Raw genomic sequence first — 26522 nt, forward strand, 5'->3', positions numbered from 1 at the left:
CCGTTTCAGACTGAACACGGCTTATCAGCCCTTGATTTTCCATTCTTTCCAGCATCGTAGTAAGAGATGTTATCGCTAATCCGCATTTAGTCGAGAGTGACCTGATTGAGATACCATCCTCCTGCCACAGCACATAAAGAATACGTCCCTGGGCTCCATTAAACGCATCAATATTCTTTTCACTGAGAATCTTCTCAAAAATCCGGTCTCCAAGCTGTTTTATTTTGGTGACAAGAAATCCTCCATTCATTTCCATACAAAAGCTCCTATATAGTAGTTTATTAAAAACATACTATATAGGAGCTTTATTGTCAAGAGTTTATATGTCTTAATAGGTAAATTCCGTTTTTTTCAATTCTCCAAACTTGAATTTCTGGATGAGTATAATATGCGGAAAATAAACTTAACTCCATCTTAAATATAGTGCTGAGTTTCACTGCCACTCTTTAACACCATTTTCGCCACACCAAGCAATGCTGCAAACAAAACACCTGCAACCGGCCATACAATCCATGTAATATCCCAGCTCATCGTCCAGAAGCTCCATGCAAGGTAAATCGCTGTAGTCAAGCACCAATATACACCAGAAAACGTGTCAGTCTTTTTCTTAAACAGTTTTTCTTCTTTTGTATATTCCCCTTCCTGAAGAAGGGTATCGTAACTGCTTTTTACCATCCCAACACGAACCAACAGATTCACTCCTATTGCAAGTATGAATAGCAGTAATCCAACGGAAAGACCACAGTAATAGTCGGACGCTTCCATAGATTCGGCAATAATTGTCGGAATCACTGCCAGTATACAAAGCACTACCCCAACAGCCGTTCCTCTGATAAAAATTGGTTCATAGGAATCTTTTTTTTCTCGTACCATTCCAGATACACCATACTCTGTTTCAAAGCATTCTTTTTCAAAATGTTCCATATGTGATTCACTCATTCCATATGTAATAAACAAAAAGACGGCTGCCGCAACCATTCCAAGCAAAAAAACACATCCAAATACTGTTGCCAGAGATTCCGAAACATGAAATACGCTATCTTCTGCCATTGTCACAAGAACAATCAATAATATTGGACTTAAGATACACATACTTGTTGCGTTTGCCACTACTTTGGATCCATTTCTTTTCATGTCAAGAAATTCATTTGCATTCTCCATAGTTACTTTTTTCAACGGTTCTGCATAGCTTTCAGTACTTTCGTGATAGGTGATATTTTCTGCTTTCATTTCATCTTTTAATAGGTAATCTGTACTAACACCAAAAAGCTCCGACATCTGTAAAATTCTTTGCAAATCTGGAACAGCTCCTGCACTTTCCCACTTAGATACTGCCTGTCTGGATACGCCCAACTGATTGGCTAGTTCTTCCTGTGACCATCCATTCTTTTTTCTTTCCTCTGTAATCTTATCAGCTAAAATCATTTTTTCCTCCTTTTGCAGATTTTATGAGCTAAATATAACAGTTTTGCTGTTTGCATTCCACCATTTCAGGCTGTAAATCTGTCAACCAGCAGTTGCAAATCACAAAAGGACTCTATGAATCCCGATTTTCCAGCAATACAAGCAGGAAATTATTTATCATCTGTATTGTTTTCCTTTTTCTTATGAGTCGAACCCAAGCAAAGAAACGAAGAACCAAGACATAACCATACTATAGCCATAGAATTTTCATTTCCACTCGTAAAGTCTATAGCTGAGGCTACGAGAAACAGAACTGATGCAATATAAAATAAGATTGATTTATTTATTCCTTTTTTCATAAATAAGAATCTCCTCCAAATCCCGACTTTGATAAACCCATTATACCCTTTCTGAAACATCCTGTCACCACATTTCATCAGATCAGAACCTGTCAAAATCCTCCTGCGTGGCAACCTGTCTCCATCCCTTATACTCATCGTTCCTGCTTTCCACAAACATATCATTCACCATCCCGATAGTCAGCAGATCCAGATCCCGGATGGAAATCCCCAACTGCACACACCGGAGAAGAAACAGGGGAGTTGTCCTTTCACGGTCTGTTGCATGAAGTTTTTTTTAGCCTCCACATCCGTCCTGATGTTCATCCCCCACAACTCAATCAGCTTCGGCAAAACCTGATAAATACTGAATCGCAGGTATCTCTGTCAATCCTGCTATCTTTGCCGCATTGGTTCTGTTATGCCCTGCAAGCATCTCATAGCCCCTTGCAGCTTTCCTCACAATCACCGGATTCAGCACACCATGATCCCTGATGCTCTGTACCATATCTTCCAGGCGTTCTCCCTCATACAGCCGGAACGGATGATCCTGAAACGGATGTATTTCCTCAACCGGAATAGAAACAATCCCGTTCACAGGCACTGGCGTATTCTTCACCGGATCCTCAGCAAGAAGATCCAGTGCGTCCTGAAATACTTTTCTTTTGGTGCATTAGCTTTCATCCCCAACCACCTCCTCTGCCAGATTCCGGTATGCTTTACAAGCCTTATTCTCCGGTGCATACTCCAGAAGCGGCTCACTGTAATAAATTGATTCTCCCACCTTTACTGTGTTTGGTATGATACTCTTAGAAATCCGGATCTGTCCATCAAAAGTATCCGTCAGCTGTTCTGTGATTACCTTACAGAGATTTGTTCTGGCATCACACATAGTCAGCAGGATCCCTGCAATCTGCAGGCGGTCATTCAGTCTGCTTCTGACTTTCTTCACTGTCCGGATAAAATCCTGCAATCCCATCATTGCCAAAAGCTGCGGATTGACGGCAATAATCACCTCATCAGCCGCCGTCAATGCGTTAATCGTCAATGTTCCGAGCGATGCAGGTGTCTACAATAATATAGTCATACAGCCCTCTCAGCGGCTCCAGAATACCAGTCAGCATCTTCTCTGAACCCATCTCCATCCGCAGCTTACTGTCCACTGCTGAAAGCATCATGGATGATGAAATAAAGTCCACGCTATTTCTGCTCTGAATAAACTCTGACGGATCCGGCATTTCCTCATCTTCCAGCCGATTCATCATCAGATGTCCAATCGTCACCGGCACAGCCGCAGGATCTTCAATTCCGAAGCAGGTTGTCAGATTTGCCTGGCTGTCAAAATCAACAGCCAGAACCCTTTTTCCCATCTCAGCCAGTGAATACGCCAAATTCCAGGAGCTGGCAGTTTTGCCAACTCCCCCTTTAAATGATCCACACATTATAATCCTTGCCATACATTCTCCCCCTCTCATGCTTTCTTTCCATAACAGCCTGCACTCTGCTCTGCCACATATTTTGCAGTAATTTCTTCTTTTTCATTCTGGTATCTGATTATCAGTTTCTTAATCTCCTCATCCATAAATGCGGTCTTCGCTTCCTGCTCTTGTGCTTTATCCACATCCGGCGTGATAATCAGCTGACCATTTTCACATTTCACCTGCACATAATCCTCAAGATGAAATCCCAGTTCTTCCAGCCACTTTCCTTTTAATGTAATTGCCGGAACTGTCTCATATTTATAACCGCTCTGTCCACAAACCTTCATATTCCTTACATTTTTCTTTGCCATAGAATTGACTCCTTTCAGATTTGACTAATAGATTTTCAGATAAAAAGAAAAAGCCGCTGACACGTTATCTTCTAACGCATCAACAGCTTCTATCCTGCTTTAATTCAGTGTATTATTCGATTTTATTTAGGCTCTTTACCATCTTTAATACGATAGTAATCATCCATATCCACGCTGAGTTTTACCGTGGTATCTGGTTTTCGGTTGCTCAAGAGGCACACAGTTTCAACTGTACTTTCGTTGTCCCAACAAAGTTCCTGCGTCTCCCTGTCTCCAAAATACACCGGAAAACGGAACTTTATGTGCTTCAGGAATCTGCCATCTGGCTGCTCCTGCTCGTAAATGTCCACCTGTTCCACAAAACTGTTAAGAAATTCTTTCTTCTCCAGGTCGGTGAACTTATCATATAGTTTATCAAAATACAAAAGAAATTGATAGACGTTTTCTTCTGATATTTTCTGTTGCCGGATATTCAGCAGGCGGTTCTTGACTTCTTCTATACTGTTCTCCACGCCTTCAATCTCATCATACAAACGGTATAACCTTGTCTCCATATCCTGATATTTCTTCTCATAAAATTTATCCATGATATCCAGACTGTCCATCTGCTGTCCAAGTCTTGCTTTTGCTCCGGTCAGTTGCCTGTGCTGTTTTTCCAGTCTTTCAATCTCTTTTTCTATTTCTTCTGTATCTATTCTTGAACCGATTTTATTCAGAATTGCTTCTTCAAATTTCGGATTCTTCACCAGCTTCCGAATAACTTCTTCCACTGCATTGTTAATCTTCTCCTCGCTCCATTGTTTACGATATCCACATTTATGACCATCTACCAGGCGACGATGTTTGCAGGCATAATAGAAATAATCCTTATATAAGGTTCCGTCTTTCTTTTTCTTTCGGTTCACGTTTCCATACATACCACTTCCACATAATGGGCATCTCAATATTCCGGATAAAATATGCTCATGATCGAACTATGTGTCTTTTCATATTTCACACCTGTTTTTTCCCGTTTTTGATGTGCCAGCTCCCAGTCTGTTTCTGAAACAATCCCTTCATGGATACCATCGTGCAGCATATAATTTTCCTGCTTTACAATGCGGTATTCATTTCTTGTACCAGAAACTTTCTCGTTTTTCCTTCGTCCATAAGCCAGCTTTCCACAGTATACCGGATTATCCAGAACGCCCTTTATAAATGAAGCGGCAAATGCGTCCAGTGTATTATTCTGTCGTTTTTTCTTTTTGTATCCATGCTGGTTCAGCCATGCAGCAATCGCAGAGATTCCCATATTGGTATGAATAAATTTGTCATAGATCAGACGAATAATCTCTGCTTCGTCCTCTGCAATCTGCAATTCTCCATTTACTAATTCATAACCATACGGAGCAAATCCACCATTCCATTTTCCTTCCCTGGCTTTCTGCTTACGTCCTTCCATTGTCTGAACAAGGATATTCTCTCGTTCGATCTCTGCCACCGCAGACAGAACAGAAATCATCAGCTTTCCACTATCTTTTGAGCTGTCAATTCCATCTTCTACACAGATCAGATTCACTCCAAAATCCTGCATCCTCTGCAAAGAATTTAAAACATCTGCCGCATTACGACCAAATCTGGAAAGCTTGAACACCAGTACAAACTGCACCTCATCTGTTCCATTCTCAATATTATCCAACATTCTCTGAAATTCCGGTCTGCCCTCTACGCTTTTTCCAGACTTACCTTCATCGGAATACTCATTTACGATTTCCATGTTCTGAAATTCCGCATATCTCTCGAGTTTTTCTTTCTGAGCATCCAGACTGTAGCCATCTACCTGCATGGTTGTGGATACTCTGGTATAGATATCACATTTTATCTTTTTATTCACTTTTCCTCCTCTCCTCAGAACATCCCAAAGCAATTTCCAACAATTCCGTTGCAACTTGTGAATTTCTGATACGCATTAAGTTATCCCAGACATCAGCTTTTCCAAGTAGATTCATCCCACCATGCCATACTATTTCATCATCAATAACGGCAAAATATTCTTCTACTTCTGTTCTTGTTATCACATTTATTCCTACCAATTGCATTGCTCTGATTAATTCATAACATACATCTGACTTTCCGTAAGTAATATCTTCCGGATCTGTTGTAATAACTGTGACCTTTACCCCTACTTCCTGTCTCTTCTTGACTAGTAATAAAAATCTGTCAATTTTATCCTGTCTGATATCCGGACTGGAAATTACCACCATTTTTTCTGACTCTACAATATCTTGCTCGAATTTTTCGGTATAATTTACAGAATCAAATATTGCATTTATTATTTGTTTAGGTTGCAACTCTTGCGTCCAGATTGAAAATCCCATTTTCCTATATGTTCTCAATCTTTTTGCATACATTTTATCAAAATAACGCACATGCGAATCGATATAATCATACACATAAACGGCTTCTTTTCCGACATAATCTCTGTTTAATCTACCTACATACTGTTCCAGGCGTCCTTCAAAAGATACAGGTGCTGCAAGCATTAATACATCCAGTCTTGGGAAATCAAACCCTTCTCCTATTTTCTGACCAGTTGCCACCAAAATAAGCGATTCATTTTCAGGTATCTGCTTTAATTTTACTCTTATTTCAGCATTTTCCTTATCCGAATTATCCCCATACAGAAGGAATACATGATCTGCTTTTTTCTTTAAGGCATCATGTAAAAATTTTGCATGTTCCTTAAATCTTGTCAAAATTACAGGAGTTTGTTTTCTTGCAACACAAGTTATAACATCATCTATGATCATTTCATTGCGCACCTTACTGGTACTAATCAAATTATATGCTTTATTAATATTATCCTTGCTTTCTGCAGTATCAACTACTCTTGTGTATCTTGGGACAAAATAATGTCCAATCCCCTGTTCCTTAGCCCTCTCCAATGCAGTAAATCTATGTCTCAAAGGTCCTAACAGCATATAGATGATCCGATCAAGACTGTCACCACGTTTAGGTGTAGCAGAAACACCATATACGTATTTTGCATTTATTTTCTGCAATAATTCCATAGATGTGTTAGAAGCTGCGTGATGACATTCATCCATAATTACCATTCCGTAAGAATTAATCCGTTCATTAAATTTTCCTCTGCTGTACATTGAACCAACCATTGCAACATCTATAATCCCTGTCAATGTATTTTTATTTCCGTGCAAAACGCCTATCACACTATTTCTTTTTTTCTTTCTTCCTGTTTTTGTTTCATATTCCGGTGGTTCTTCTCTTATCTCTAAGAAATGATTCAATTCATCAACCCACTGATTAAGCAAATCTTTATTTTGCAGCAAAATGAGCGTATTTACTTTTCGCTCTGCAATAAGGTAACTACATACTACAGTCTTTCCAAATGCAGTTGCCGCACTCAAAACCCCATCTGAATGTGATAATAATTTTTCTGCTGCTAATTCCTGTTGCATTCGCAAATCACCTTTAAAAGATACTCTGATAGGTTGTCCTGTTTCTCTTTGATCTGAAACATCAACTGAAATGCCTGCTTTTTCACATTCCTGTATAATATTTTCCCGCAGTCCTCTCGGAATCTGTATATATCCATCTATATCCTTACCTAAATATACAGTACTGAAATTATAATAATTAGAATATCCCAGCCTTTTATTTTTGTAAAATTCCGGATTATCAAATGCCGCCAAACTACGGACCTGATTTTGTATTCTTGGCATAAGATTCAGAGTATCAATATAAACTCCATTGCCCAATACCATATGAAGCTTGCCCACAACATCTGACTTACAAAACTCACATTTCTTCTTCCATGGTTTCGGTCTGACATTCTTCTCAATATTAGTAAGCGTTCCTCTGACTTCTGCTAATTCTCCCTGCCATTTTGCCATGCATTGTTCAACATCTTCTATTCCCAGCTTTTTTGTTTTATTGAAAAGAGCATCCCATTGATCAGGATATGCATTCCAATTTTCATCTACAAAAGCACTATTTCCATTTTTAAGTGCCTGCCCCTGTAATGGCAATGCAATCAAATTACCTATGCTGCTTGCCACATCCTGCGAAGGATACATTCTATCATAATAATGAAAAGATTTCAGATTGATGGAAGTTGAACCCTTGTCTAACAGGAGAAATCCAAAATTCCTTGCTGTTGCCGCAGATATTGCCTTTTTAAAGAAAATCCATACATGGGCACCTTTTCCAGATCGAGATCTCTCAACTAAAGGTCTGATACCATTAAGCTCACACATTTTTCTAAGCGCATCCACTTCTTTATGCCACTCATTATCCGTATTTGCAAAGTCCGTAACCTCTGCTCCTTTTTCATGATTATCAAAATCAAATACAATAAATCTGCATGTTCCATTTGGCAGTAAAGGATATACACCTATTACATCTGATCCATCTTCTTTTGTGCCTAACAAATGAGCAATTATTTTTTTTACATCCAGACTTATCCATTTGGTATTTTCACATTCATCACAAAATACCTTCTCTTTACGTTGTTTAGGACAAAGCCGGTCATTCCAACGATTTGCACATTGTGGAAAATAACCCCCGTTCTTTCCCCGTCTGGCATATACATCTTCTCTTCCCCAAAACATCGAAAAGAAACGTATTGCCATTTTCTCTGTAATATATGGCGGATTTACAATACGACTCCCTTGATCCAGGTCATATTCTTCTGCACTTTCTATTTTTTCTTCAAAAGGATTCACCTCTTCATATGAAATGCCTGCTTTCTTCAATTTATCTTTTAATATCTTGTTCTCATATTCAAGCAACCTAACCATTTTTCTCAATGAATCAGCATCATATGCTTCTATGTTCAAACCTTCCACCTACAATTCTTATTATCTCGTAACATAACTTCCATTCAATGTCCCAACTTAATTTTAGTACTTGTTCCAACTATTTTCAATACTTATTTTCCGTATTGACGCATTTCTTCGCCAATCGTATAATTAAGTTAGATACAGAGCATTTCTGTTATCAAAATATTGCCCGCCCACCATTGGCGACTTATAAATGATTGGCTCGAAAATATTGTTCGCTTACCGGAAGCGTCTAATAAATGTCCGGCTTGAAAATTATTTAGAAATTATTTTTGTTTTCGATATTGTGTTTTTATCACACATTGCATATACTATAAATACACAAAAAAGCCAAAAAAGAGGAGGTGTTAGTATGGCTACTTCAAGTATTACTCATAATTTTGTCGTATCCAATCCAAATAGCATAAAGCGTTTTGTCGCAGCAATTGACGAAGCCGACCGTGACCGCACACCAAAGCAGACACTTCCCGGACGTCAGTTAACGAACCCACAGGAAATCTTAGCTTTAATGTCAAAAAGGAAGAAAAAACATGTCTGATAAATATTTTACCGTTAATATTCGGGCATATTTGGATAAAGACGAACCGACATATATCGGAGAGGAAAGTCTTTACGACTTACTCTCCGATTTTTCTTGTCCCAAAAATCTCGATGTGGAATACTTTTTATTACATAATGCGATTGAGTTTACCAAAAAAGATCAATCTATCACTTATCTGGTATTTGATGCTGAAGATGCTTCATTGGTTGGTTATTTTTCACTTACAGTAAAACCCATCTCTGTCCGTGCTTCAAATATCAGCAAGACAATGGCAAAAAAGCTGTCCCGTGTCAGTATTTTGGATGAAGAAACACAATCCTATACTACCGCAGCTTACCTGATCGCCCAGTTGGGAAAGAACTATTCTCTTCCAAAGGAAAAACGAATTCCTGGAAATATTCTACTGGGATTTGCACTGGAAACCATATCCAGTCTCAAATATTCCGTAGGTGGCGTTATGGAGTTTCTTGAATGCGAAGATAATGAATTTCTTCTGAGCTTTTATACGCAGAATCATTTCAAGCCATTTGATACTCGTATTACCGCTTCTCAGAATAATGAGCCACACACTCTGCATCAGCTTTTAAAATTTATTTGATTTAAAAATGCATGAAAAAAGCGACAGTCTGATTTACATTTTGTATTTCAGGAAACTGCCGCTTCTTTTTCTTCCTTATTCTGTTTTTCTTCCTCCAACTCCCGGAGGACTTCAGCGCCGTACTTATCAATCATCCGTACCAGAAAATCAATGCACCGCTCAAATTCAATATTCTGTTGCATAAGCTCCTCCCGTTATTGTTTTGATCTGAGCTTATTTTACAGAACCTGCCGGAAAACCACATTGAATAGAAATTGATTGTAAATTGACACAATCACTTTAAAAATATCCGTATTTTCTTGAATCGAATGTATGTTCGTGTTATGATAGATATACTTAATCTTAACTACGAAAGGGGAATTTCTATTGAATCGATGCGATTTTTCTTCTATTAGCACTTGCTTAAAAAATCATATCAGCGAAAGTAATCAAATGAGTCAGCCTGATTTTTTATACGAATTATTTGAAGATTTTATGGATGATCCGACAAATCAGGATTTTCAATGGACAACGGTCTGGTTTGCCGCTGGATGACTGGTCAGGCTAAAATCAGTCCTAAAATATCCGCTTACTATTCCAAGTCATCCAATCAGGAAAAATTAGCCCATACCATCCACCAGAATCTTCTTCCACTGATGTCTGACTGTAATATGGTTATACAAGATATTTACACTTTATTCATTCAGGATGACAGCATCTCAGATGCGAAAAAGAAAAATCTGACTCCCTTATATAAACCAGCCAGTTCAAGACTGCTGTTTCTTGCAAAACTGATTTCTTTTGGCATGGAACGCCAATTCATCAAACGTAATACCAAAAATCAGAAGCTGCTCGCCGGAGGCGCTTTATCCCCCATTGTGCTGGATTATATTATGGACAGTGAGGTTCCGAAACCATGCCGTCATTTTATCGGAAGAGATAAAGAACTGGAAGAATTATATACCATGCTTGAGGAAAACCGTCATGTTTTTCTTTGCGGAATCGCCGGAATTGGAAAAAGTGAACTTGCCAAAGCCTACGCAAAGCGGTACATAAAGCAATACACCAATATCCTTTATGTAGAATATACCGGCAATCTTCATCAGGATATTACTGACATGGATTTTATTGACGATCTTCCGGAAAGCACTGAACAGGAACGGTTTCAAAGACATAACCGTTTCCTGCGTTCCCTGAAATCTGATACTCTGCTTATCATAGATAATTTTAATGTCACTGCCACACAGGACAGCTTTCTGTCAGTAGTATTAAAATATCGCTGCCAGATTTTGTTTACAACCAGAAGCAAACTGGATGAATACTGTACTCTGCCATTAAAAGAAATAGAGGATATGAACGCTCTCTTACAGCTGGCATCAGCATTTTATTCAGAGGCAGACGCATACCGTGCAACAGTTGAAAAGATCATCGAAACTGTTCACTCTCATACTTTTGCCGTGGAACTGGCAGCAAAACTTCTGGAAAATGGAATCTCGACTCCAGACCAGTTATTAACAAGACTTCAGGTGGAAAAAGCATCTTCCATAACGAAGATAAAATTAAAATAATCAAAGATGGACAAAGCAGCAAAGCCACCTATTATAGTCATATCCATACGCTGTTTTCTTTATACACTTTATCTCTTAAACAGCAGGATATCATGTGTAATATGTGCTTTCTTCCTTCCACCGGTATTTCTGCCCGTATATTTGCCAAATGGCTGGAACTGTCCACACTAAATGAAATCAACGATTTAATTGAGACTGGTTTCGTTCAGACAACAACACGTCGCACTATCTCTCTGCATCCGATGATTCAGGAAATCACCCTTTCAGAGACAAAACCATCTGTAAGTAGTTGTCACACGTTTCTGGATTCTTTACAGCACATATGTTTAATGCATGGAATGGAAGTAGATTATTATAAAAAGCTATTTCAAACAATCGGAAATATCATAGAATTAATTGAAAAAGATGATATGCCAAAGTATCTGCTTTTTCTGGAAAATGCATTTCCATACATGGATAACTATAACTATCACAAAGGTATGAAGGGAATCATTCAGGAACTGAAGGTGCTGTTAAAGACAAAAAGCATTGGCACCAACTCTGACCGGGCGTTATTACTGGATTTTCAGGCAACCCTTGAAACCAAACCTGAAAAAGCAATAAAACTGGAAAAAGATGCACTTGCCCAGATAGAAAATATCACTGCTGACAATGCTCGCCTCGTTTCTAACCTTCATGCCAATCTTGGAGGACTTTACCGCATGAACGGTTATCCCGATCTTGCAAGAGAACACATGGAAAAAAGCATCTCACTGCTTGACCAATTTAACCTGCTTCATATAAATGACAGCATACCTCAGATTGCCAATTATGCAATGTTCCTGACAGAACAGCAGGAACCCGAAAGAGGCATCTCTGAATTGCAAAAATTATCCGGCATCATCAAGGAATACCATTCCGATGACTGTCTGGATTATGCCAAAGTACAGGAAACCCTTGGAACCATTTATCTGATGACTGCCAATCTTCCGCAAGCCAAAACACATTTTAAAAGAGCTTTCAAAATATATGAAAAGATCTGGGCTGATGAACCAGAAATGATTGAAGCAAAATATCAGGAAATTCAGGAGTTATATCCACAGATTGGATTTTGCATTGGAAAAAAACTATCCGGTCTTTTAACAAAATAAGCATATTTACGGCGGGCAACTTGCCCGCCGTTATATTCAACTATTCGTCAAATAAATATATGCATCTTCCAAAGTGATATCATTATCCAGGACACAATTCTCATTTGGCTTTCCTTTGCTTAATACTTTCATATGAATTCCATTTTCTACATACTGCTTAGATGATATAGAATAATTGGCTTCTAACAAACGGGCTTCTTCTGCATTTTGTACCGTACAATTCCAAACACAGCCCTTTGCATTTTCCAGCAACCCACTCACGCTTCCAGAATATAAAAAACTTCCCTTTTTCATAATGGCAAGCTGTGTACAGGTTGCTGCTAAATCTTCTACTACATGAGTGGAAAACAGCACAGTTCTATCCTTTGAAAAATCAACCAAAAGATTGCGGATCCTGATTCTTTCTTCCGGATCTAACCCGGTGGTAGGTTCATCAATAATCAAAAAATCCGGATTATTAAGAAGTGCCTGTATGAGTCCGACACGTCTCTTCATACCACCAGATAATTGCCGCATTTTTTTATTCTGATGCTCTGTAAGAGAAGTCTTTTCCAGATAATAGGTAATTCTTTGTTCGAGGTCATTTCTGGCTACTCCTGACAGTCCCCCCATATATACAAGACATTCTTTCACCGTAAGATTCGGATATAAGTCGATTTCCTGTGGAAGATAACCAATCTTTTTCTGTATTTTCTCATAATTTCCCTCGTTATACAGAATTCCATCAAGGGAAACCATTCCTTCCGTTTGTTTTAAAACAGTTGTAAGAACCCTCATCAAAGTGGTTTTTCCGGCACCATTCTCACCCAAAAGTCCGTAAATTCCCTTAGGTATTTCAAGAGATGCCTTATTTACTGCAACTACACCATTTTTAAATCTAACTGTTAAATCATTTATTCTAATACTCATAATCTATCCTCTTTTCTTTAAAGTCATTGGTAATACTGCAAATAAAAACAGCCCCGCTATAAAAGACACAAGCGTTCCATAAATCCAACTCTCGGACATTAATTGAGTAGGTTCACAAAAGCTGAAAGAAAACAATCCCAGATTTCCGAAAAATGAACTTCCCGCTTTTGATATAAGTCCAATGACAATTCCAAATAAACATCCAATACCTGCCCACATATTTCGAAGCAATGTACACAAAATCACAGAGCATATACTCCAAAGCCAGATAGTTCCAAACATTGCAATGAATATAAAAGAAATATCTGAATACCCGAAATGCCTTCGTTTACACTGCCCGGTTTTTGCCAGAAAAACAAAACATATCCAACACAGGAAAGTATTAATAAATATAATATTTGAACGCCCACTCTCTGCGATATTACTTTTAACTGCTTTTTTTGATCATACAAATGAAATACATCGGCACGCTTACTTTTTACTTCCATCAAATATGTGTCACTACAAAAAATAATTGTTAAAAATGCTATTGGCGACTGAATCGCTGAACCGATTTCTTCATAGTATATAATCGGATGAATAGCACACAATATCAGTATAAATGCACATGAATAAAAAATCTTATATAACGACAGGCAGTTTTTTAGTTCCGTTTTCAATGAACCCTCCTCCTTTTCCAGATTGTAACAGAAATACATACTAATATAACTGATGAAATTACAAGAATAATCTGATTTATGTTTGACATTTTGGCTACATGTGTTTCAAAAAATCTGCCAGGGAATCGCACCATAATAGAGAACGGTCTCATATAATAAATATCATTCTTCATGGTCAGCATATTTGAATATATAATGTGTAAAAACAAGATTGGTGCTGCCGGAAGCGGATTTTTAAATATTACTGCTGTAATTGTATAGACACAACATATCATCAAAAGATTCGGAATAATATAGATCAGAGAATTCACGCAAAAATCAATTGGTGTTACTGGAAAGCCCGATTCTAAAGACGTTTTCAAACACAGCATAAAGAATATAACATTCAAAATCACTAATACTCCCAGCATACTAATGAATCCGCTTATTACTTTCCCACATATATATTGGACTGCCGTAACAGGCTTTGTATGTAACAATTCATAGGTACTTTTTCGTGTATCCTGAATAAATAAAAATGATAGCAAGACTGTTGCAAAAAAGGCCATATGCAATCCTGCAAAATCCGTAAATTTTTTGGCAAAGTACCAGGAAAAAGAATGTTCGGATAATTTCCGCTCGATATAATGATTGATTTCTTCTGCTGTCCCCTTATGAATTTCAAGGTCCTCATAAGCATATATTGCATTATAATAGCCATATTGGGATTCCAAAAACTCAGAAGCAGTCTTTACATCCATATTCTGAATTTCTTTCATTACATGATCCGCTTCCTGCCTGCTAAATCCAAAACCATTTTGGGAGGTGTCCATTAACGTCTCTTTGATCGTATCTTCCCACTCCCTTCTTCTTTCTTTATCATCAGATGTGGGAATGTACCCATCCATGACATCGGCATCTTCCAATTCTACATCATTTTGTGTGACCTGTTCATTCTGTTTGATATAATGAATTTGCAAATACGGTGACAGACATTGATACATACTGGCAACTATAATAATCAAGCCAATCCACAAAACAGGGTTCTTTAAATAATCAAGTATACTTCTTTTTATGATTGTTTTCATTGTATCTCTTCCTTTCTTTATTTCTTTAACAACATCATACAAATCAATTCTCAATAAATTCACAACAAAAAAGACTAAAACCACTTTATTTGTGATTTCAGCCTTATAAAGTATTTTTATTCAGCTTTGAAAAGAGCTTCTACATGAGCACCGCCTTGTCTGGCATTATATATTTTCAAATTTCCTCCATGCTTTTCACAGAAAATACGAGAAATATACATACCAAGGCCAAAATGCTTTAAATCATCTTGTGGATTCTTATGATAAAATGGTTCTGTTACTTTTTCCTCAGTATCCACAAATCCTATTCCATCATCTTCAACAGAAATTATAAGAAAACCATCCTTTTTCTTTATCTGCAAAGCAATACTTTTTTGTGCATATCGAACCGCATTTTCCAGTAAGTTGTCTGTCACTTCCATGACAAGTTCCTCATCCACTTTCACAATGTTTTGTTCCTGCACTCTTTCTACCTTACATAATTTACTTTCCTTCTTGGACAGCATGGCAGCTTCTGCCTCAATCTTTTTTGCCAGTTCCGATAATTCTATCTCTGAGCATTGCAGTTCCCTCTGTTCTAAATGGGACATTTTTCTCATGTTTTCCGTGAAATGCTCTATACGGTCAATCTGATACATGCCTGTTTGTAAGATATCAATAACATCCTCTGTTTTTATACTCTCAGCAGAAACAAACTCTAAGAGCATTTCCTGATACCCACGCAATATGGAAAGTGGAGAACGTATATCATGTGCAATTGCATTCCGCAAAGCCTTCTCGTCATCAATCATTCGCCACATCTTTCTGTTGTTATCTGATAAATCACTTCGCATCATTTCAAATTCTTTACACAAAGTTCCCATCTCATCTTTATTTTCATAGGACACATGAAAATCCAGTTCATTATCTGCAATCATTTGTGAGGCATCTTTTAGTTCCTGTAGAGGTGTCTTTAACTTATTTTTATAAAAAAAGAATACCGCAACAACACTCCCAACAATCGAAAAAATCAGTACCGAATATGTTTCCATAAAGTCACACATTTCCGAAAGATGATGGTCCAAACGATTCATCTGTGATTGATTAGGTCTTGATATCTCAATCTCGTATTTCTTTCCATATTGCTGAAACATGTCCGTATAATCTGCATAATCAATATATTTTTCCCATATTTTATTCTGCATATTTCTTGCAAAATGAACTGTAAATCCAGATAACAGAAATGCTGCCGTTAAGCTGATCACAAAATAAAGCAGAATTGTTTTTTTCAGTGACAAGTTTCTTATTTTTTCCATCGGTATCCAATCCCCCATACAGTTTCTATGTATTCTTTTTCTGAATAATCCGCTATTTTTTTCCTTATACGCCGTACTAATTCCGTTATCGTTCTACTGTCCCCTTCCGCATCATATCCACAGACTTGTGCATATATACGTTCTTTATCAAACACCTGCCCTGGATGCATGGATAAGAATTCAATAATCTGATACTCAATTTTTGTGAACTCCATCCTGTGTCCAGCTATAGCTACTATTTTTTCAGAATAATCAATCAGCATTTCATCCATGAAACGGTATTCCGTTTTTTGTTGATGCCTTTCTTCTCTCTTTATGTTTGTAACAATCCTCGCTTCCAACTCCCGAAGACTAAATGGTTTCGTAATATAATCATCCCCACCTGAAAGCAACCCATTAATTTTATCATCTTCGTCAACTCTTGCTGTTAGAAATAAAATTGGACATAACACTTTACTGCGTATCAGACGACATACTTCAATCCCATCCATGCGTGGCATATTGATATCCAACAAAATAATATCCGGTTTCATTTTTATTTTATTTAATGCTTCCATTCCATCTGTAGCCGTAATGGTTTCATATTGTTTCATATTAAAATAACTACAAAGCATTTTCACCAATTCTTTATCATCATCGACAACTAAAATCTTGTATTTCATCCAAACCACCTCCAGTATCCATATTATACGATAAAAAACAATGAAATCACAACAAGAGTACATGAAGAACGTACGCACAATATATCTTTTTTCTCAATTCCAGCTCAATTTCCACTCAATGTCTTTTACCTCCGATTTTCGTATGCTTATCTCACAGCAAAGCAGTACCACACCGGTATGACCTGCTGAATCAATCAATACGAAAACGGAGGTATTTTTTATGCGAGAACTCAGAAACACAAAAATCATCGCTGTAGATCATGGCTACGGCAACATGAAAACAGCAAACACAGTCACACCAACCGGAATCAAAGCCTATGAAACAGAACCACTCTTCACCGGAAATATTCTGGAATATAACGGCATTTACTACCGGATTGGCGAAGGACACAAAGAATTTATCCCGGATAAAGCTATGGACGAAGAATATTATCTTCTGACGCTAATGGCTATTGCAAGGGAACTGAATGTCTTTTCCATCCGTGAAGCAGATGTTCATCTGGCTGCCGGACTTCCTCTGACATGGATCAGAAATCAAAGAGAAGCTTTTCGTTCCTATCTGCTCCAGAATCCAGAAGTCCATTATCGTTTCAACGGCAAAGAATATCATCTCCACTTTGTGGGATGTAGCCTTTACCCACAGGGATATCCGGCTATCATAAACCAACTAGGAAATTTCAAGGGAACCAATCTCCTTGCAGATATCGGAAACGGAACCATGAACATTCTGTATGTCAACAATAAGAAAGCTCAGGAAAGCCGATGCTGGACAGAAAAACTTGGTGTAAACCAATGCATGATTGCTGCAAAGAACGCTGTTCTGGACAAGTTTGGAGTGAAGATTGAAGAATCCACAGTAGAACAGATTCTGCGGTTTGGAACAGCTGACATTTCAGCACCATATCTGGATTGTATCAGTTCTATTGCCAGACAGTATGTGGCAGAACTTTTTTCCACACTCCGCAAATATGAATACAATCCTGACCTAATGCGCCTGTATGTAGTTGGCGGCGGTGGATGTCTGATCCGTAACTTCGGAACTTATGACAAATCACGAGTCACTATCATTGATGACATCTGTGCCACCGCCAAAGGTTATGAATCTCTGGCTTATATGAGCCTGAAAAGGAGGGGATAAATCATGCAGAACAATATCCGCAACACAAACCTGCGTTTTAATCTGGACAAAGAACAGCAACGGAGAGCCTGGGAATATTTACAGACGATGGACAGGCAGGATTTTAAATCTTACAGTCAGGTAATCTCTCTTGCGTTGGTAGATTATTTTGACCGCTACTATCGCACACAGGCTGATCCTTATCTGGAAACAAGAGAACGAGAAGAACTTTTTGTAAAACAGATTGTAGATGCAGTGGCAAACAGTCTGAAACAGGCATTGCCACTTTTTCTTTCTGGACTGACTGCAGGCATGGCGCAAAGGGAGCCCCAAATCAGGCGTCCTTTCCAGCACCTGAAAATTCACAGCCAGATAGTGATGTAGACTGGGATTTTCTTGGAGAATAAACCCTTTTGATTGGAGGTGAACACATGACTGACTTTCTGACAGCAGACACCAACCTGCCATCTTATATGATGTTTCCCCGTTTCCTTCTGGACATGGAAATAAACGAAACTGCCAAAATGCTTTATATTATCCTGCTCGACCGGGCAAGGCTTTCCCAGAAAAATGAGGGCTGGTCAGATACAGATGGTCATGTGTTCATTTACTTTACGATTGAAGCACTGGCAGAAGTTCTCCATAAAAGCCAGATGACTGTTAAAACTGCTCTGGCAGTACTGGAAAAACAGGAGCTTATCTTCCGAAAACGGCAGGGACCCGGACAGCCTAATCGGATTTATGTAAAACTCCCAAAAGAAACCATCCACTATACAGACAGATTTCTTTCCCTAAGACAGACAGAAAACTGTCCTATTGACAGACAGGATTCTTTCCCTGATACAGACAGAAAACTGTCTGGTAATAAGAAAGAGATAAAAAAGAACAATTTAAAAAAAAGAGGGAGTAAGGATCCACTCTCACCCTATGGAAAATTTCAAAATGTTTTTCTGTCAGAAAAAGAGCTTGAAGATATCCGGCAGACAATCCCTGACTGGCAGGATTATATTGAACGCTTATCCGGTTATATGGCTTCTACCGTAAAGCAATATCAGAACCATGCAGCTACCATCATCAGTTGGGCAAGACAGGATCATCCTGCTTCCCGGCAAAGGAATTACGAAAGTGAGGAATACGAAACACTATGACAAGATTTACAGAAAAAGCAAATGCTATAACACCAAACAGAGAACTTCAGCCTGATGAATATTTTAACGAAACAGACCACCTGATCTACTGTTCCAAATGCAATACGCCAAGACAATGCCGGCATGAATTACAGGGAAAGGTTCTTATTCCTTCCATCCGCTGTAAATGCCAGCAGGAAATCTTTGAGCAGGAAGAGGCCCAGAGAAAACTTCATGAAAAACAAATGGAAATAGAGCATCTTAAAACCAGCGGCTTACAGGACAAAGCACTCTATGACTACACTTTTGCCAGGGATAACGGCATCAATCCGGAAATAAAACTGGCACACAATTATGTAAGCAACTGGGAAGAGATGAAAGCAAACGCTTCCGGACTTCTCATCTGGGGTGATGTCGGTACTGGAAAATCTTTTTTTGCAGGCTGCATTGCCAATGCCCTTCTGGAAAAAGGCGTTCCTGTACTGATGACCAACTTTTCCCGGATTCTGAATACCCTTACCGGAATGCATTTTGAAAACAGAAACCAGTTCATCAACAGCTTAAACCGCTACAGTCTTCTGATTATTGATGATCTCGGAATTGAGCGGAACTCTGACTTTGCACTGGAACAGGTATTCAATGTGATCGCCAGTCGTTACCGCAGTAAAAAGCCTCTGATCATAACGACCAATCTCACTTTATCCGAGCTGAATAACGCCGCTGATATCGCACACAAACGAATTTATGACCGTATTCTGGAGAGATGTATTCCTGTCCGTATCAATAACCGGAATATTCGTCAGGACAATGCAACAGCTAATTTAAAACAGGCGAAAAAAATCCTGTTGAACAATCATGCTCCGAACCAGAATTGACTCGAAGAAGTATAACACAATGATTACTTTTCACTGACAGTGGTACTACTTTCTTCCCTCATTTATTACCAGAAATATGCCACTGTCAGTTATCTAAAACCATAGTACCAAACCAAAAGATTTTAAAACCAAAACTGCCCGGATACGGGCATAAAAAGGAGGTGCCAGATATGGCAGATAAAAGAATCATGACACCGGAAGAAAAAGCACTTTTACAGGCAAGACACCGCCAGGAAGAAGCCGAAGCAAGAAATCGCAAAAAAGAACGTGATGCCAGAACACACCGATTAGTCCAGGAAGGAGCCATTCTGGAAAGTATTGTTCCCCATATTAAAGAAATGGATTTAGATTCCCTGAAACGGGAGCTGATGATCCGGCTACGGGGAATGTAAACGCACAAGTTCTACTCCCGAAGGGCGCACTTACTCACCACCTGATAAATCAGGCAGTGGTATCCCCTTCGGGGCTCGTGCGCTCTGCCGAGGGCTTTATCCACTGTTGCAGGCAACATCGAAAGGAGGTGCCAGATATGGCAATTTATCATATGCAAGCTAAAGTTGTCAGCCGTGGTTCCGGACGTTCCGCTGTCGCAGCTTCTGCTTATATGAGCTGCAGCCGGATGTATAATGACTATGATGGCATTCAGCATGACTATACAAGAAAGCATGGACTGGTTTATCAGGAAGTATTGCTTCCACCGATGGCTCCACCAGAATGGAAAGACCGTGAACAACTCTGGAATGCTGTGGAAGCTGCAGAAAAGACAAAAGACAGTCGACTGGCAAGGGAATTTGTTGTCGCACTTCCCATTGAATTAGATAAGGACAGTAATATTTCTCTTCTTCAAAATTTTATTCAAAAGAACTTTGTAAATATGGGCATGTGTGCTGACTTTGCTATTCACGATACAGATGGACACAATCCTCATGCACACATTCTGCTTACCGTCCGTCCACTGAATGAAAACGGAACATGGCAGTATAAAACAGAAAAAGAATATCTCTGCATAAAAAATGGAGAAGAAAAAGGATTTACAGCTACTGAATTCAAAGCTGCTCAAAAAGATGGCTGGGAAAAGCAATACAGATATAAAGTTGGAAAAAAGAAGATTTATATGACCGCATCTGCCGCACAGGAAAAAGGCTATGACCGCATTGACAAGCATCCAAAAAGCAGCCGCTATGGCAGGCAGAATCCCATTTCTGAACAATGGAACAGTGATGAGCAACTCTGTATCTGGAGAGCAAACTGGGCAGATACTGTAAATGAAATGCTTGCCCGCAATCAGATAAATGCATCCATTGATCACCGCAGCTTTTCAGATCAGGGAATCACCGAACAGCCGACCATCCATGAAGGCTATATTGCTCAAAACATGGAAAAGAAAGGAATGATCGCTGACCGTTGTGAAATCAATCGTCAAATTCGTGCAGATAACAAAATGCTCCGGGAATTAAAAGCTCAGGTAGAGAAACTGGCTCAGGCTGTCAAAAATTCTATTCCTGTAATTGCAGAAACAATGGAAACTATCCGAAATCATATGATTTTTACACAATATCATTTACTTCATAATGAGATGCAAAAAGAAGTAATTCATGATTGGATGAATCATTTTAATCCAATACTGAATAAATACAACACCGTTAAAAAGAAACTCAAAGCTAAAGTTACAGAACGGAAAGAGCTGAATGTGGAAAAAGAGAAAACCAGTATTTTGAATCCCATCCAGCATATAAAATTGAATCAGCAGCTTACCACTGTTACGGAAGAAATTGAAGAACTGAAATCAAGGAAAGAACAACTAATCTTCCAGGCACAATGCTCCACTGATAAAGATATGACGAATCTATCCAAGAAATATGACCAGATGAATAACAATCTTGATATCCTGGATTCTCAGGACATCTCCCTTAAAAAGCAGCTTAAAAAAGACGCCGCTGCTTTCCGAGAAGAAAAATTTCGTCCTGATCCGGAACAATACACAGAATTGTTGGATACCAGAATCCAGATACGTCCTGATTTTCGGGACAAGCTGATAGAGCAACTCAAAGGTACGTTCGGTAAATATTATGACTATCACCGTCGTGATATTGCAACCAATGAAGTGGATTATCTCAATGTGGAAGATCCTGATGTCTTCTCCCATCGTGCATGGGAACTGGAATATCAGAGGAAACAGGAAGTTAGAAGAAATCAACCTACTCGAACTAAGAAAAGGTCACATGATATGGAATTATAATCATCTTCATGTATGCATTACTCTAAAATCCCGGTACCATAAGGGCACCGGGATTTTAAATACTCACACATTATTATTTAAATTTTCTAACATGTTTATTTCATCTCTATATTTTTCACACAGGAATGTAAACTGCTCATCATTCTTTATTGCTGCCAACAGCCCTTTATGACAGTTATCCATTATTATCAGTTACCACTCGTACCGTTTCCTAGGAAAACCTAATCCATGTATTCCTATTTCTTCACAAATTGAAGATAATATCTTTAATATTTCTTCCCTTGTTGAATCAAACCATATTGCCAAATCTCTGTCATAGAAACAATACATCACATCATCTTCTCCATATAATGAATATGCTCCAGTGTCTTTTGCAATTTTTAATCGTTTTCTTAGTGCAACCAACATATCACAAATAGTATTAAGCTTCTCCCGCCACTCTATATTTACAACAGACGATTTTCCGTCTGCTTTTTTTAAGATACTTCCGTCTCTGGTTCTAAGGACTCCCGTATTTAAAGCGATAATAGTATCCTCAATAGCCTTATCAAAATCTTCCATTCTTCCTTCTTGATATATTCTATCCTGAAATGCTGGACGATCAAAACATTGCACAAAGAACTTTATAAGTTCTTTATCTTCATGTTGCTCCTCTGCTGTTGCTTCTTCCAAATCAAGAACTGCCATTTGCTCTGAAATTTCCTTCCATTTTTTCAATTTAGCAATCGTATATCTATTCACATCTGAATCTATTAATTTTGAACACGACTGGCATAACCATATTCCATTTTCTGCTGATGCTCTCTCTTGAGACGTTATGTTCTCATCATACCTTGGTCCGCCTTTAGAAGCTGCTGTAATATGAGATGCAACTCCAATATTTATGATATTCTCTTTTCCTGTTCCTGCTCCACGAGTTGCTTTTCTACAATTAGGATTACTGCATTTCCATCCAACTCTATTAGCTAACAAATCCTTTGTTCTTTGTGAAAAATCATCTCTCATATAATTTTACCTCCACCTTACACTTTATCATCTTTAAATTTTCTATAATCAACGAAAAGCTCCCGAAGGAGCTTTCCATTACCTTAAATATACACTAATTCTTTTAACACAATCTCTTCTGTTGCATTCCGGATGTTATTTACAACTCCAACCCACACCATCTGATCACGAGCTTTTAAATCCTCCGTAACGCCTTGCTTCTCCATCATCTGACGCACCAGAATACCCATCCTCTCCTGTGCTTCATCGTCCACAGCATTCAAATGTTCTGTTAATCTGTCTTCCAACATATACAGAGAATACATTGCCGGACGATGCTCTTTCAGATACGTTTTCCGAATCATTCCATATTTCCCATAATGCGGTTCTTCATCTGTACTGACAAGATTCGGATAGTAAATTCCGTCTGCTCCCCGTGTGTAGGTTCCACCCATCTTTTCAAATGTGCTTTTCATGTGTTATTCCTCCTTGAAATCAGCGATATCCTTAGATCATCGCAAAATATTTCAGGGCAGCCTTGATAGCATCTTCTTTCTCTTTCGGACACTGTGGCACTTTTGGATTTTCTGTCTTTGGCAGATTATAGTTCTCTCCTACTTCGATTCCACATTTCCTTTTGATTTGAGAAATATATAAATTTGAAACCTTCAAGCCAAATTCTTTCAGCACATAATCTTTGATTTCCTGATAGGTCACTTTCGTCTCTGCACTGGTTGCATCCAGCTCATCTAAGTCTAAGTCGATCTCTATCGTGTCATCTGGTTTTTGCGCGAGCAACGAGCTAGCCGAGATGCTTGCATCTCGATTTGCCGACTGCCGCGTTCATCGAGACAAGTTTTCTTGTCTCGATGTTGGGACAAAAGAACAACCGTCTCTACATGGCAAGTCATCGGAAACTGGTCCACGCCTCTTACCTTTTTCACCTCATACCCCAGCTCCTGAAGAATCTTCAGATCCCTTGCCAGTGTCGCAGAATCGCACGAGACATACACAATCCGATCCGGCTGCATATCGGCCATGGTGCGGAGCAGATTTTCCTCGCATCCTTTCCGCGGCGGATCGACTACAATCACATCGGCATGCGCATGTTCGCCTGGATGTTCTTTGGCATATTTTTCGTAATATTCCGGCAGTACTTCCTCGGATTTTCCGACAAAAAACTCTGCATTTTCGATTCCATTAATTTTCGCATTGTTTTTCGCATCTGCGATGGCCTCCGGCACGATCTCCACGCCGTAAACTTTTTTCGCCTTCTGCGCCAGAAAAAGTGAAATCGTTCCGATACCGCAGTACAGATCCCAGACAGTCTCTTCTCCGGTAAGACCAGCATATTCCAGCGCAAGGCTGTACAGTTTTTCTGTCTGCACGGGATTTACCTGATAGAAGGAAAGCGGAGAAATCTGGTATTTTACCTTTCCGATATAATCGGTAATAAATTCCTGTCCCCACAGACAGCGAATCTCTTTCCCCATGATAACATTGGTCCGCTCACGGTTTACGCTGAGTGTAATGCTCGTCATGCCTTCCAGTTCCGTCAGTGATTGGATGAGTTTTTTCTCTGCCGGCAGTTTCTTTCCGTTCACAACGAGACAGACCATGATTTCTTTCGTTGTAAATCCAAACCGGATCAGCACATGGCGCACCAGACCTTTGCCGGTCTCCTCCTGGTATGCCGAAACGCTGTTTTCTTCCATCCACGCGAGAATGCGGTTCAAAATCTCTTCGTTCTGCTCTACGCCAAGATAGCAGTTCCGGTTTTCCATGATCTGATGCGTTCTTCCCGCATAAAATCCGGTAATCAGTTTCCCGTTTTTATCCTGTCCGATCGGGAACTGTGCTTTGTTTCGATACCGGAACGGAGACTCCATCCCCACAATCGGCTCCATCGGAATTTCCGTCATCCCACCGATCCGCTGGAGGTTCTGGGCAATTTTCTTTTCTTTAAAGCGGAGCTGCTCTGCATAATCAAGCATCTGTAACTGACAGCCGCCGCATGGACGGGCCACAGGGCATATCGGCTCTACGCGGTGCGGGGACGGTTCGATCAGACGCATCAGCCGTGCGTAGCCGTAATTTTTCTTTGCTTTTATCACTTTTACTTCGGCAAGATCTCCGATAACCGTGTCCTTGACAAAGAGGGTATAGCCCTCGCATTTGCCTATACCCTCTCCGTCGTGTCCCATATCTTCAATTTTCACCGTCAGTACATCATTTTTCTGATAGCTCATGAAAAGTCTCCTGTTCTGCGGATGTTGGACTCAAAGAACCGGTTGTAGCCAATCCACTCATTGCCTGCCGGCGCTGCATCAAACAGCTCGGTCAGAGTCTCCATTTTGGCATCGGCATTATCAGCCAAGTTCAGCGCTACCGCTTCTACCATTGCCGGCTTTTTCGGGGAACCGTATTCCAGCTCACCGTGGTGTGCCAGAATGCAGTGTTTTAACTGATTTTCCAGCTCCATCGGAAAACCTTCTATTTTCTGTGCAGCATCGTGTACCATCTCCGCACCGATCATAATGTGGCCGAGAAGCTGTCCATCATCCGTGTAATCGTTCTGCGGGAATAAAGAGAGTTCTTTCGTCTTTCCGATGTCATGCAGAATCGCTGCCGTAATCAGCAGATCACGGTTTAAGATCCCGTACGATTTCGCCATAAAATCACAGAAACGGGTGACACTTAACGTATGCTCCAGCAGTCCGCCGACAAAGCCGTGGTGAACACTTTTTGCCGCAGAGCTCATGCGGAACCGTTTTACCGTCTCCTGGTCCTGGATAAAATAGTACGTCAGGATTGCGGAAAGATACTGGTTTTTCACCGTTCCAATCCAGGAAAGCAGTTCCTGATACATCGTGTCGATGTCGTAACGGCTGGTCGGCAGATAGTCTGCCGGGTTGTACTCGCCCTCTCCTGCCTTTCTTGCACGCTTGATCGAAACCTGAAGCGCGCCGTTGAATACGGTGATATCGCCGCTGATGTCGACGTAGTCAAGTGCTTCGAATTCGTCGATTCCCATCGAATTCGGATCCCAGATTTTCGCATCGATCGTACCGGTGCGGTCCTGTAAGATCACGTTTTCATACTGTTTTCCGTTTTTCGTAACGGCTGACTGTTTATGTTTGCAGAGATAGACACCGGACATGCGGTTTCCTTCCCGGAGTTCGTTAATATACTTCATAAAAATAAATCCTCTTTTTCTAAAATAAATGCGGACACAGCGTTCCGTTTTTGTTTTCCTTGTTTCTTTACATGCCTTACCAATTCTACCAGATTTTTATACAGAATGCACGTATTTTTTCACAGCGGTTCGGAAACCGTCCGAAAAGAAAAAGCTTTCGGAAACCACGCCGGTCAAGGCCGGCTTTTTGGCTTCCGAAAG

The 26522-nt window shown here is 39.5% G+C and carries 24 protein-coding genes and 4 pseudogenes; 9 read left to right on the top strand and 19 right to left on the bottom strand.

The window, feature by feature from the left end; genetic code table 11:
- From DW965_RS10440 to DW965_RS10475, 8 genes and pseudogenes are all read right to left on the bottom strand, one after another.
- A partial coding sequence (locus tag DW965_RS10440) for a MarR family transcriptional regulator (RefSeq protein WP_119198362.1) occupies positions 1–256 on the bottom strand: 256 nt, incomplete at its 3' end.
- Between the two features lie 158 nt (positions 257–414).
- On the bottom strand, positions 415–1425 hold the full coding sequence (locus DW965_RS10445; protein WP_117509301.1) for a helix-turn-helix domain-containing protein: 1011 nt from the start codon (positions 1423–1425) through the stop codon (positions 415–417).
- A 149-nt stretch (positions 1426–1574) separates the two neighbouring features.
- A complete protein-coding gene (locus DW965_RS10450) occupies positions 1575–1763 on the bottom strand; it encodes a hypothetical protein (protein WP_117509428.1) in 189 nt (62 codons plus the stop codon).
- A gap of 316 nt (positions 1764–2079) precedes the next feature.
- Positions 2080–2361, bottom strand: a complete 282-nt coding sequence (locus DW965_RS10455) for a ParB N-terminal domain-containing protein (RefSeq protein WP_330421114.1) — start codon at positions 2359–2361, stop codon at positions 2080–2082.
- Positions 2362–2415: 54 nt separating this feature from the next.
- Positions 2416–3217 (bottom strand): annotated as a pseudogene (locus DW965_RS22570) (ParA family protein).
- A complete protein-coding gene (locus DW965_RS10465; protein ID WP_118595131.1) occupies positions 3214–3534 on the bottom strand; it encodes a SymE family type I addiction module toxin in 321 nt (106 codons plus the stop codon). The pseudogene DW965_RS22570 and the gene DW965_RS10465 overlap by 4 nt, the downstream one beginning before the upstream one ends.
- Positions 3535–3734: 200 nt before the next feature.
- Positions 3735–5359, bottom strand: a pseudogene (locus DW965_RS22150) (recombinase family protein); the annotation flags it as partial.
- A 40-nt stretch (positions 5360–5399) separates the two neighbouring features.
- A complete protein-coding gene (locus DW965_RS10475; RefSeq protein WP_110925840.1) occupies positions 5400–8372 on the bottom strand; it encodes a TOTE conflict system archaeo-eukaryotic primase domain-containing protein in 2973 nt (990 codons plus the stop codon).
- 355 nt (positions 8373–8727) lie between these two features.
- Here DW965_RS10475 and DW965_RS19985 point away from each other — a divergent pair, with 355 nt between their 5' ends.
- Both DW965_RS19985 and DW965_RS10485 read left to right on the top strand, forming a co-directional pair.
- Positions 8728–8913, top strand: coding sequence for a hypothetical protein (locus DW965_RS19985; RefSeq protein ID WP_009245306.1), 186 nt, complete (start codon positions 8728–8730; stop codon positions 8911–8913).
- Positions 8906–9514, top strand: a complete 609-nt coding sequence (locus tag DW965_RS10485) for a hypothetical protein (protein WP_055157105.1) — start codon at positions 8906–8908, stop codon at positions 9512–9514. Before DW965_RS19985 ends, DW965_RS10485 begins: the two co-directional genes overlap by 8 nt.
- Positions 9515–9561: 47 nt before the next feature.
- On the opposite strand, the gene DW965_RS20410 is transcribed toward DW965_RS10485, so the two are convergent.
- Positions 9562–9696, bottom strand: coding sequence for a hypothetical protein (locus tag DW965_RS20410; RefSeq protein WP_005348500.1), 135 nt, complete (start codon positions 9694–9696; stop codon positions 9562–9564).
- Between the two features lie 250 nt (positions 9697–9946).
- On the opposite strand from DW965_RS20410, the pseudogene DW965_RS22155 reads away from it, so the two are divergent.
- Positions 9947–12191, top strand: a pseudogene (locus DW965_RS22155) (tetratricopeptide repeat protein).
- Between the two features lie 36 nt (positions 12192–12227).
- Here DW965_RS22155 and DW965_RS10495 read toward each other — a convergent pair.
- The 5 genes from DW965_RS10495 to DW965_RS10515 form a co-directional block, all read right to left on the bottom strand.
- Positions 12228–13100 (bottom strand): ATP-binding cassette domain-containing protein, encoded by an 873-nt coding sequence (locus DW965_RS10495; protein WP_005348496.1) that lies wholly within the window; start codon positions 13098–13100, stop codon positions 12228–12230.
- Between the two features lie 242 nt (positions 13101–13342).
- Complete coding sequence (locus DW965_RS19995; protein ID WP_243036605.1) at positions 13343–13759, bottom strand: hypothetical protein; 417 nt, start codon at positions 13757–13759, stop codon at positions 13343–13345.
- On the bottom strand, positions 13756–14826 hold the full coding sequence (locus DW965_RS10505; protein ID WP_119198364.1) for an ABC transporter permease subunit: 1071 nt from the start codon (positions 14824–14826) through the stop codon (positions 13756–13758). The genes DW965_RS19995 and DW965_RS10505 overlap by 4 nt, the downstream gene beginning before the upstream one ends.
- Positions 14827–14942: 116 nt before the next feature.
- Complete coding sequence (locus DW965_RS10510) at positions 14943–16121, bottom strand: sensor histidine kinase (protein ID WP_119198365.1); 1179 nt, start codon at positions 16119–16121, stop codon at positions 14943–14945.
- On the bottom strand, positions 16109–16783 hold the full coding sequence (locus DW965_RS10515) for a response regulator transcription factor (RefSeq protein WP_014080778.1): 675 nt from the start codon (positions 16781–16783) through the stop codon (positions 16109–16111). Before DW965_RS10515 ends, DW965_RS10510 begins: the two co-directional genes overlap by 13 nt.
- Positions 16784–17003: 220 nt before the next feature.
- Here DW965_RS10515 and DW965_RS10520 point away from each other — a divergent pair, with 220 nt between their 5' ends.
- The 6 genes and pseudogenes from DW965_RS10520 (at position 17004) to mobQ (ending at position 22141) form a co-directional block, all read left to right on the top strand.
- The gene (locus tag DW965_RS10520; protein ID WP_119198366.1) at positions 17004–17921 is read left to right on the top strand and encodes a ParM/StbA family protein; all 918 of its coding nucleotides are present in this window, start codon (positions 17004–17006) and stop codon (positions 17919–17921) included.
- A 3-nt stretch (positions 17922–17924) separates the two neighbouring features.
- A pseudogene (locus tag DW965_RS10525) lies at positions 17925–18307 on the top strand (adenylate cyclase).
- A 24-nt stretch (positions 18308–18331) separates the two neighbouring features.
- Complete coding sequence (locus tag DW965_RS10530) at positions 18332–19048, top strand: replication initiator protein A (RefSeq protein ID WP_119198368.1); 717 nt, start codon at positions 18332–18334, stop codon at positions 19046–19048.
- The gene (locus DW965_RS10535; RefSeq protein ID WP_119198369.1) at positions 19045–19902 is read left to right on the top strand and encodes an ATP-binding protein; all 858 of its coding nucleotides are present in this window, start codon (positions 19045–19047) and stop codon (positions 19900–19902) included. Before DW965_RS10530 ends, DW965_RS10535 begins: the two co-directional genes overlap by 4 nt.
- A gap of 170 nt (positions 19903–20072) precedes the next feature.
- Entirely contained in the window at positions 20073–20294 is a 222-nt protein-coding gene (locus DW965_RS10540) for a DUF3847 domain-containing protein (RefSeq protein WP_005362330.1), read from the top strand.
- Between the two features lie 137 nt (positions 20295–20431).
- Positions 20432–22141, top strand: a complete 1710-nt coding sequence (gene mobQ, locus DW965_RS10545) for a MobQ family relaxase (RefSeq protein WP_119198370.1) — start codon at positions 20432–20434, stop codon at positions 22139–22141.
- Between the two features lie 192 nt (positions 22142–22333).
- Here mobQ and DW965_RS10550 read toward each other — a convergent pair whose 3' ends face one another.
- From DW965_RS10550 to DW965_RS10565, 5 genes are all read right to left on the bottom strand, one after another.
- Positions 22334–23146 (bottom strand): HNH endonuclease, encoded by an 813-nt coding sequence (locus tag DW965_RS10550; RefSeq protein ID WP_119198371.1) that lies wholly within the window; start codon positions 23144–23146, stop codon positions 22334–22336.
- A gap of 83 nt (positions 23147–23229) precedes the next feature.
- Positions 23230–23601 (bottom strand): TnpV protein, encoded by a 372-nt coding sequence (locus DW965_RS10555; protein WP_119198372.1) that lies wholly within the window; start codon positions 23599–23601, stop codon positions 23230–23232.
- 31 nt (positions 23602–23632) lie between these two features.
- Complete coding sequence (locus tag DW965_RS21310; RefSeq protein ID WP_330421120.1) at positions 23633–23842, bottom strand: RNA methyltransferase; 210 nt, start codon at positions 23840–23842, stop codon at positions 23633–23635.
- A 50-nt stretch (positions 23843–23892) separates the two neighbouring features.
- The gene (rlmD, locus tag DW965_RS10560; RefSeq protein ID WP_330421122.1) at positions 23893–25374 is read right to left on the bottom strand and encodes a 23S rRNA (uracil(1939)-C(5))-methyltransferase RlmD; all 1482 of its coding nucleotides are present in this window, start codon (positions 25372–25374) and stop codon (positions 23893–23895) included.
- Entirely contained in the window at positions 25371–26321 is a 951-nt protein-coding gene (locus DW965_RS10565; protein WP_118600857.1) for a 3'-5' exoribonuclease YhaM family protein, read from the bottom strand. Before DW965_RS10565 ends, rlmD begins: the two co-directional genes overlap by 4 nt.
- Positions 26322–26522: the final 201 nt, after the last annotated feature.

The organism is Blautia sp. AM47-4 (assembly GCF_003479865.1).
GTDB classification, from domain to species: Bacteria; Bacillota; Clostridia; order Lachnospirales; family Lachnospiraceae; genus Fusicatenibacter; species Fusicatenibacter saccharivorans.

Excerpts from the sequence above, each read along its gene's own strand:
- DW965_RS10445 (WP_117509301.1), bottom strand. The coding sequence starts at position 1,425 with ATGATTTTAGCTGATAAGATTACAGAGGAAAGAAAAAAGAATGGATGG.
- DW965_RS10450 (WP_117509428.1), bottom strand. The coding sequence starts at position 1,763 with ATGAAAAAAGGAATAAATAAATCAATCTTATTTTATATTGCATCAGTT.
- DW965_RS10465 (WP_118595131.1), bottom strand. The coding sequence starts at position 3,534 with ATGGCAAAGAAAAATGTAAGGAATATGAAGGTTTGTGGACAGAGCGGT.
- DW965_RS19985 (WP_009245306.1), top strand. The coding sequence starts at position 8,728 with ATGGCTACTTCAAGTATTACTCATAATTTTGTCGTATCCAATCCAAAT.
- DW965_RS10485 (WP_055157105.1), top strand. The coding sequence starts at position 8,906 with ATGTCTGATAAATATTTTACCGTTAATATTCGGGCATATTTGGATAAA.
- DW965_RS20410 (WP_005348500.1), bottom strand. The coding sequence starts at position 9,696 with ATGCAACAGAATATTGAATTTGAGCGGTGCATTGATTTTCTGGTACGG.
- DW965_RS10495 (WP_005348496.1), bottom strand. The coding sequence starts at position 13,100 with ATGAGTATTAGAATAAATGATTTAACAGTTAGATTTAAAAATGGTGTA.
- DW965_RS10505 (WP_119198364.1), bottom strand. The coding sequence starts at position 14,826 with ATGAAAACAATCATAAAAAGAAGTATACTTGATTATTTAAAGAACCCT.
- DW965_RS10510 (WP_119198365.1), bottom strand. The coding sequence starts at position 16,121 with ATGGAAAAAATAAGAAACTTGTCACTGAAAAAAACAATTCTGCTTTAT.
- DW965_RS10515 (WP_014080778.1), bottom strand. The coding sequence starts at position 16,783 with ATGAAATACAAGATTTTAGTTGTCGATGATGATAAAGAATTGGTGAAA.
- DW965_RS10520 (WP_119198366.1), top strand. The coding sequence starts at position 17,004 with ATGCGAGAACTCAGAAACACAAAAATCATCGCTGTAGATCATGGCTAC.
- DW965_RS10530 (WP_119198368.1), top strand. The coding sequence starts at position 18,332 with ATGACTGACTTTCTGACAGCAGACACCAACCTGCCATCTTATATGATG.
- DW965_RS10535 (WP_119198369.1), top strand. The coding sequence starts at position 19,045 with ATGACAAGATTTACAGAAAAAGCAAATGCTATAACACCAAACAGAGAA.
- DW965_RS10540 (WP_005362330.1), top strand. The coding sequence starts at position 20,073 with ATGGCAGATAAAAGAATCATGACACCGGAAGAAAAAGCACTTTTACAG.
- mobQ (WP_119198370.1), top strand. The coding sequence starts at position 20,432 with ATGGCAATTTATCATATGCAAGCTAAAGTTGTCAGCCGTGGTTCCGGA.
- DW965_RS10550 (WP_119198371.1), bottom strand. The coding sequence starts at position 23,146 with ATGAGAGATGATTTTTCACAAAGAACAAAGGATTTGTTAGCTAATAGA.
- DW965_RS10555 (WP_119198372.1), bottom strand. The coding sequence starts at position 23,601 with ATGAAAAGCACATTTGAAAAGATGGGTGGAACCTACACACGGGGAGCA.
- rlmD (WP_330421122.1), bottom strand. The coding sequence starts at position 25,374 with ATGAGCTATCAGAAAAATGATGTACTGACGGTGAAAATTGAAGATATG.
- DW965_RS10565 (WP_118600857.1), bottom strand. The coding sequence starts at position 26,321 with ATGAAGTATATTAACGAACTCCGGGAAGGAAACCGCATGTCCGGTGTC.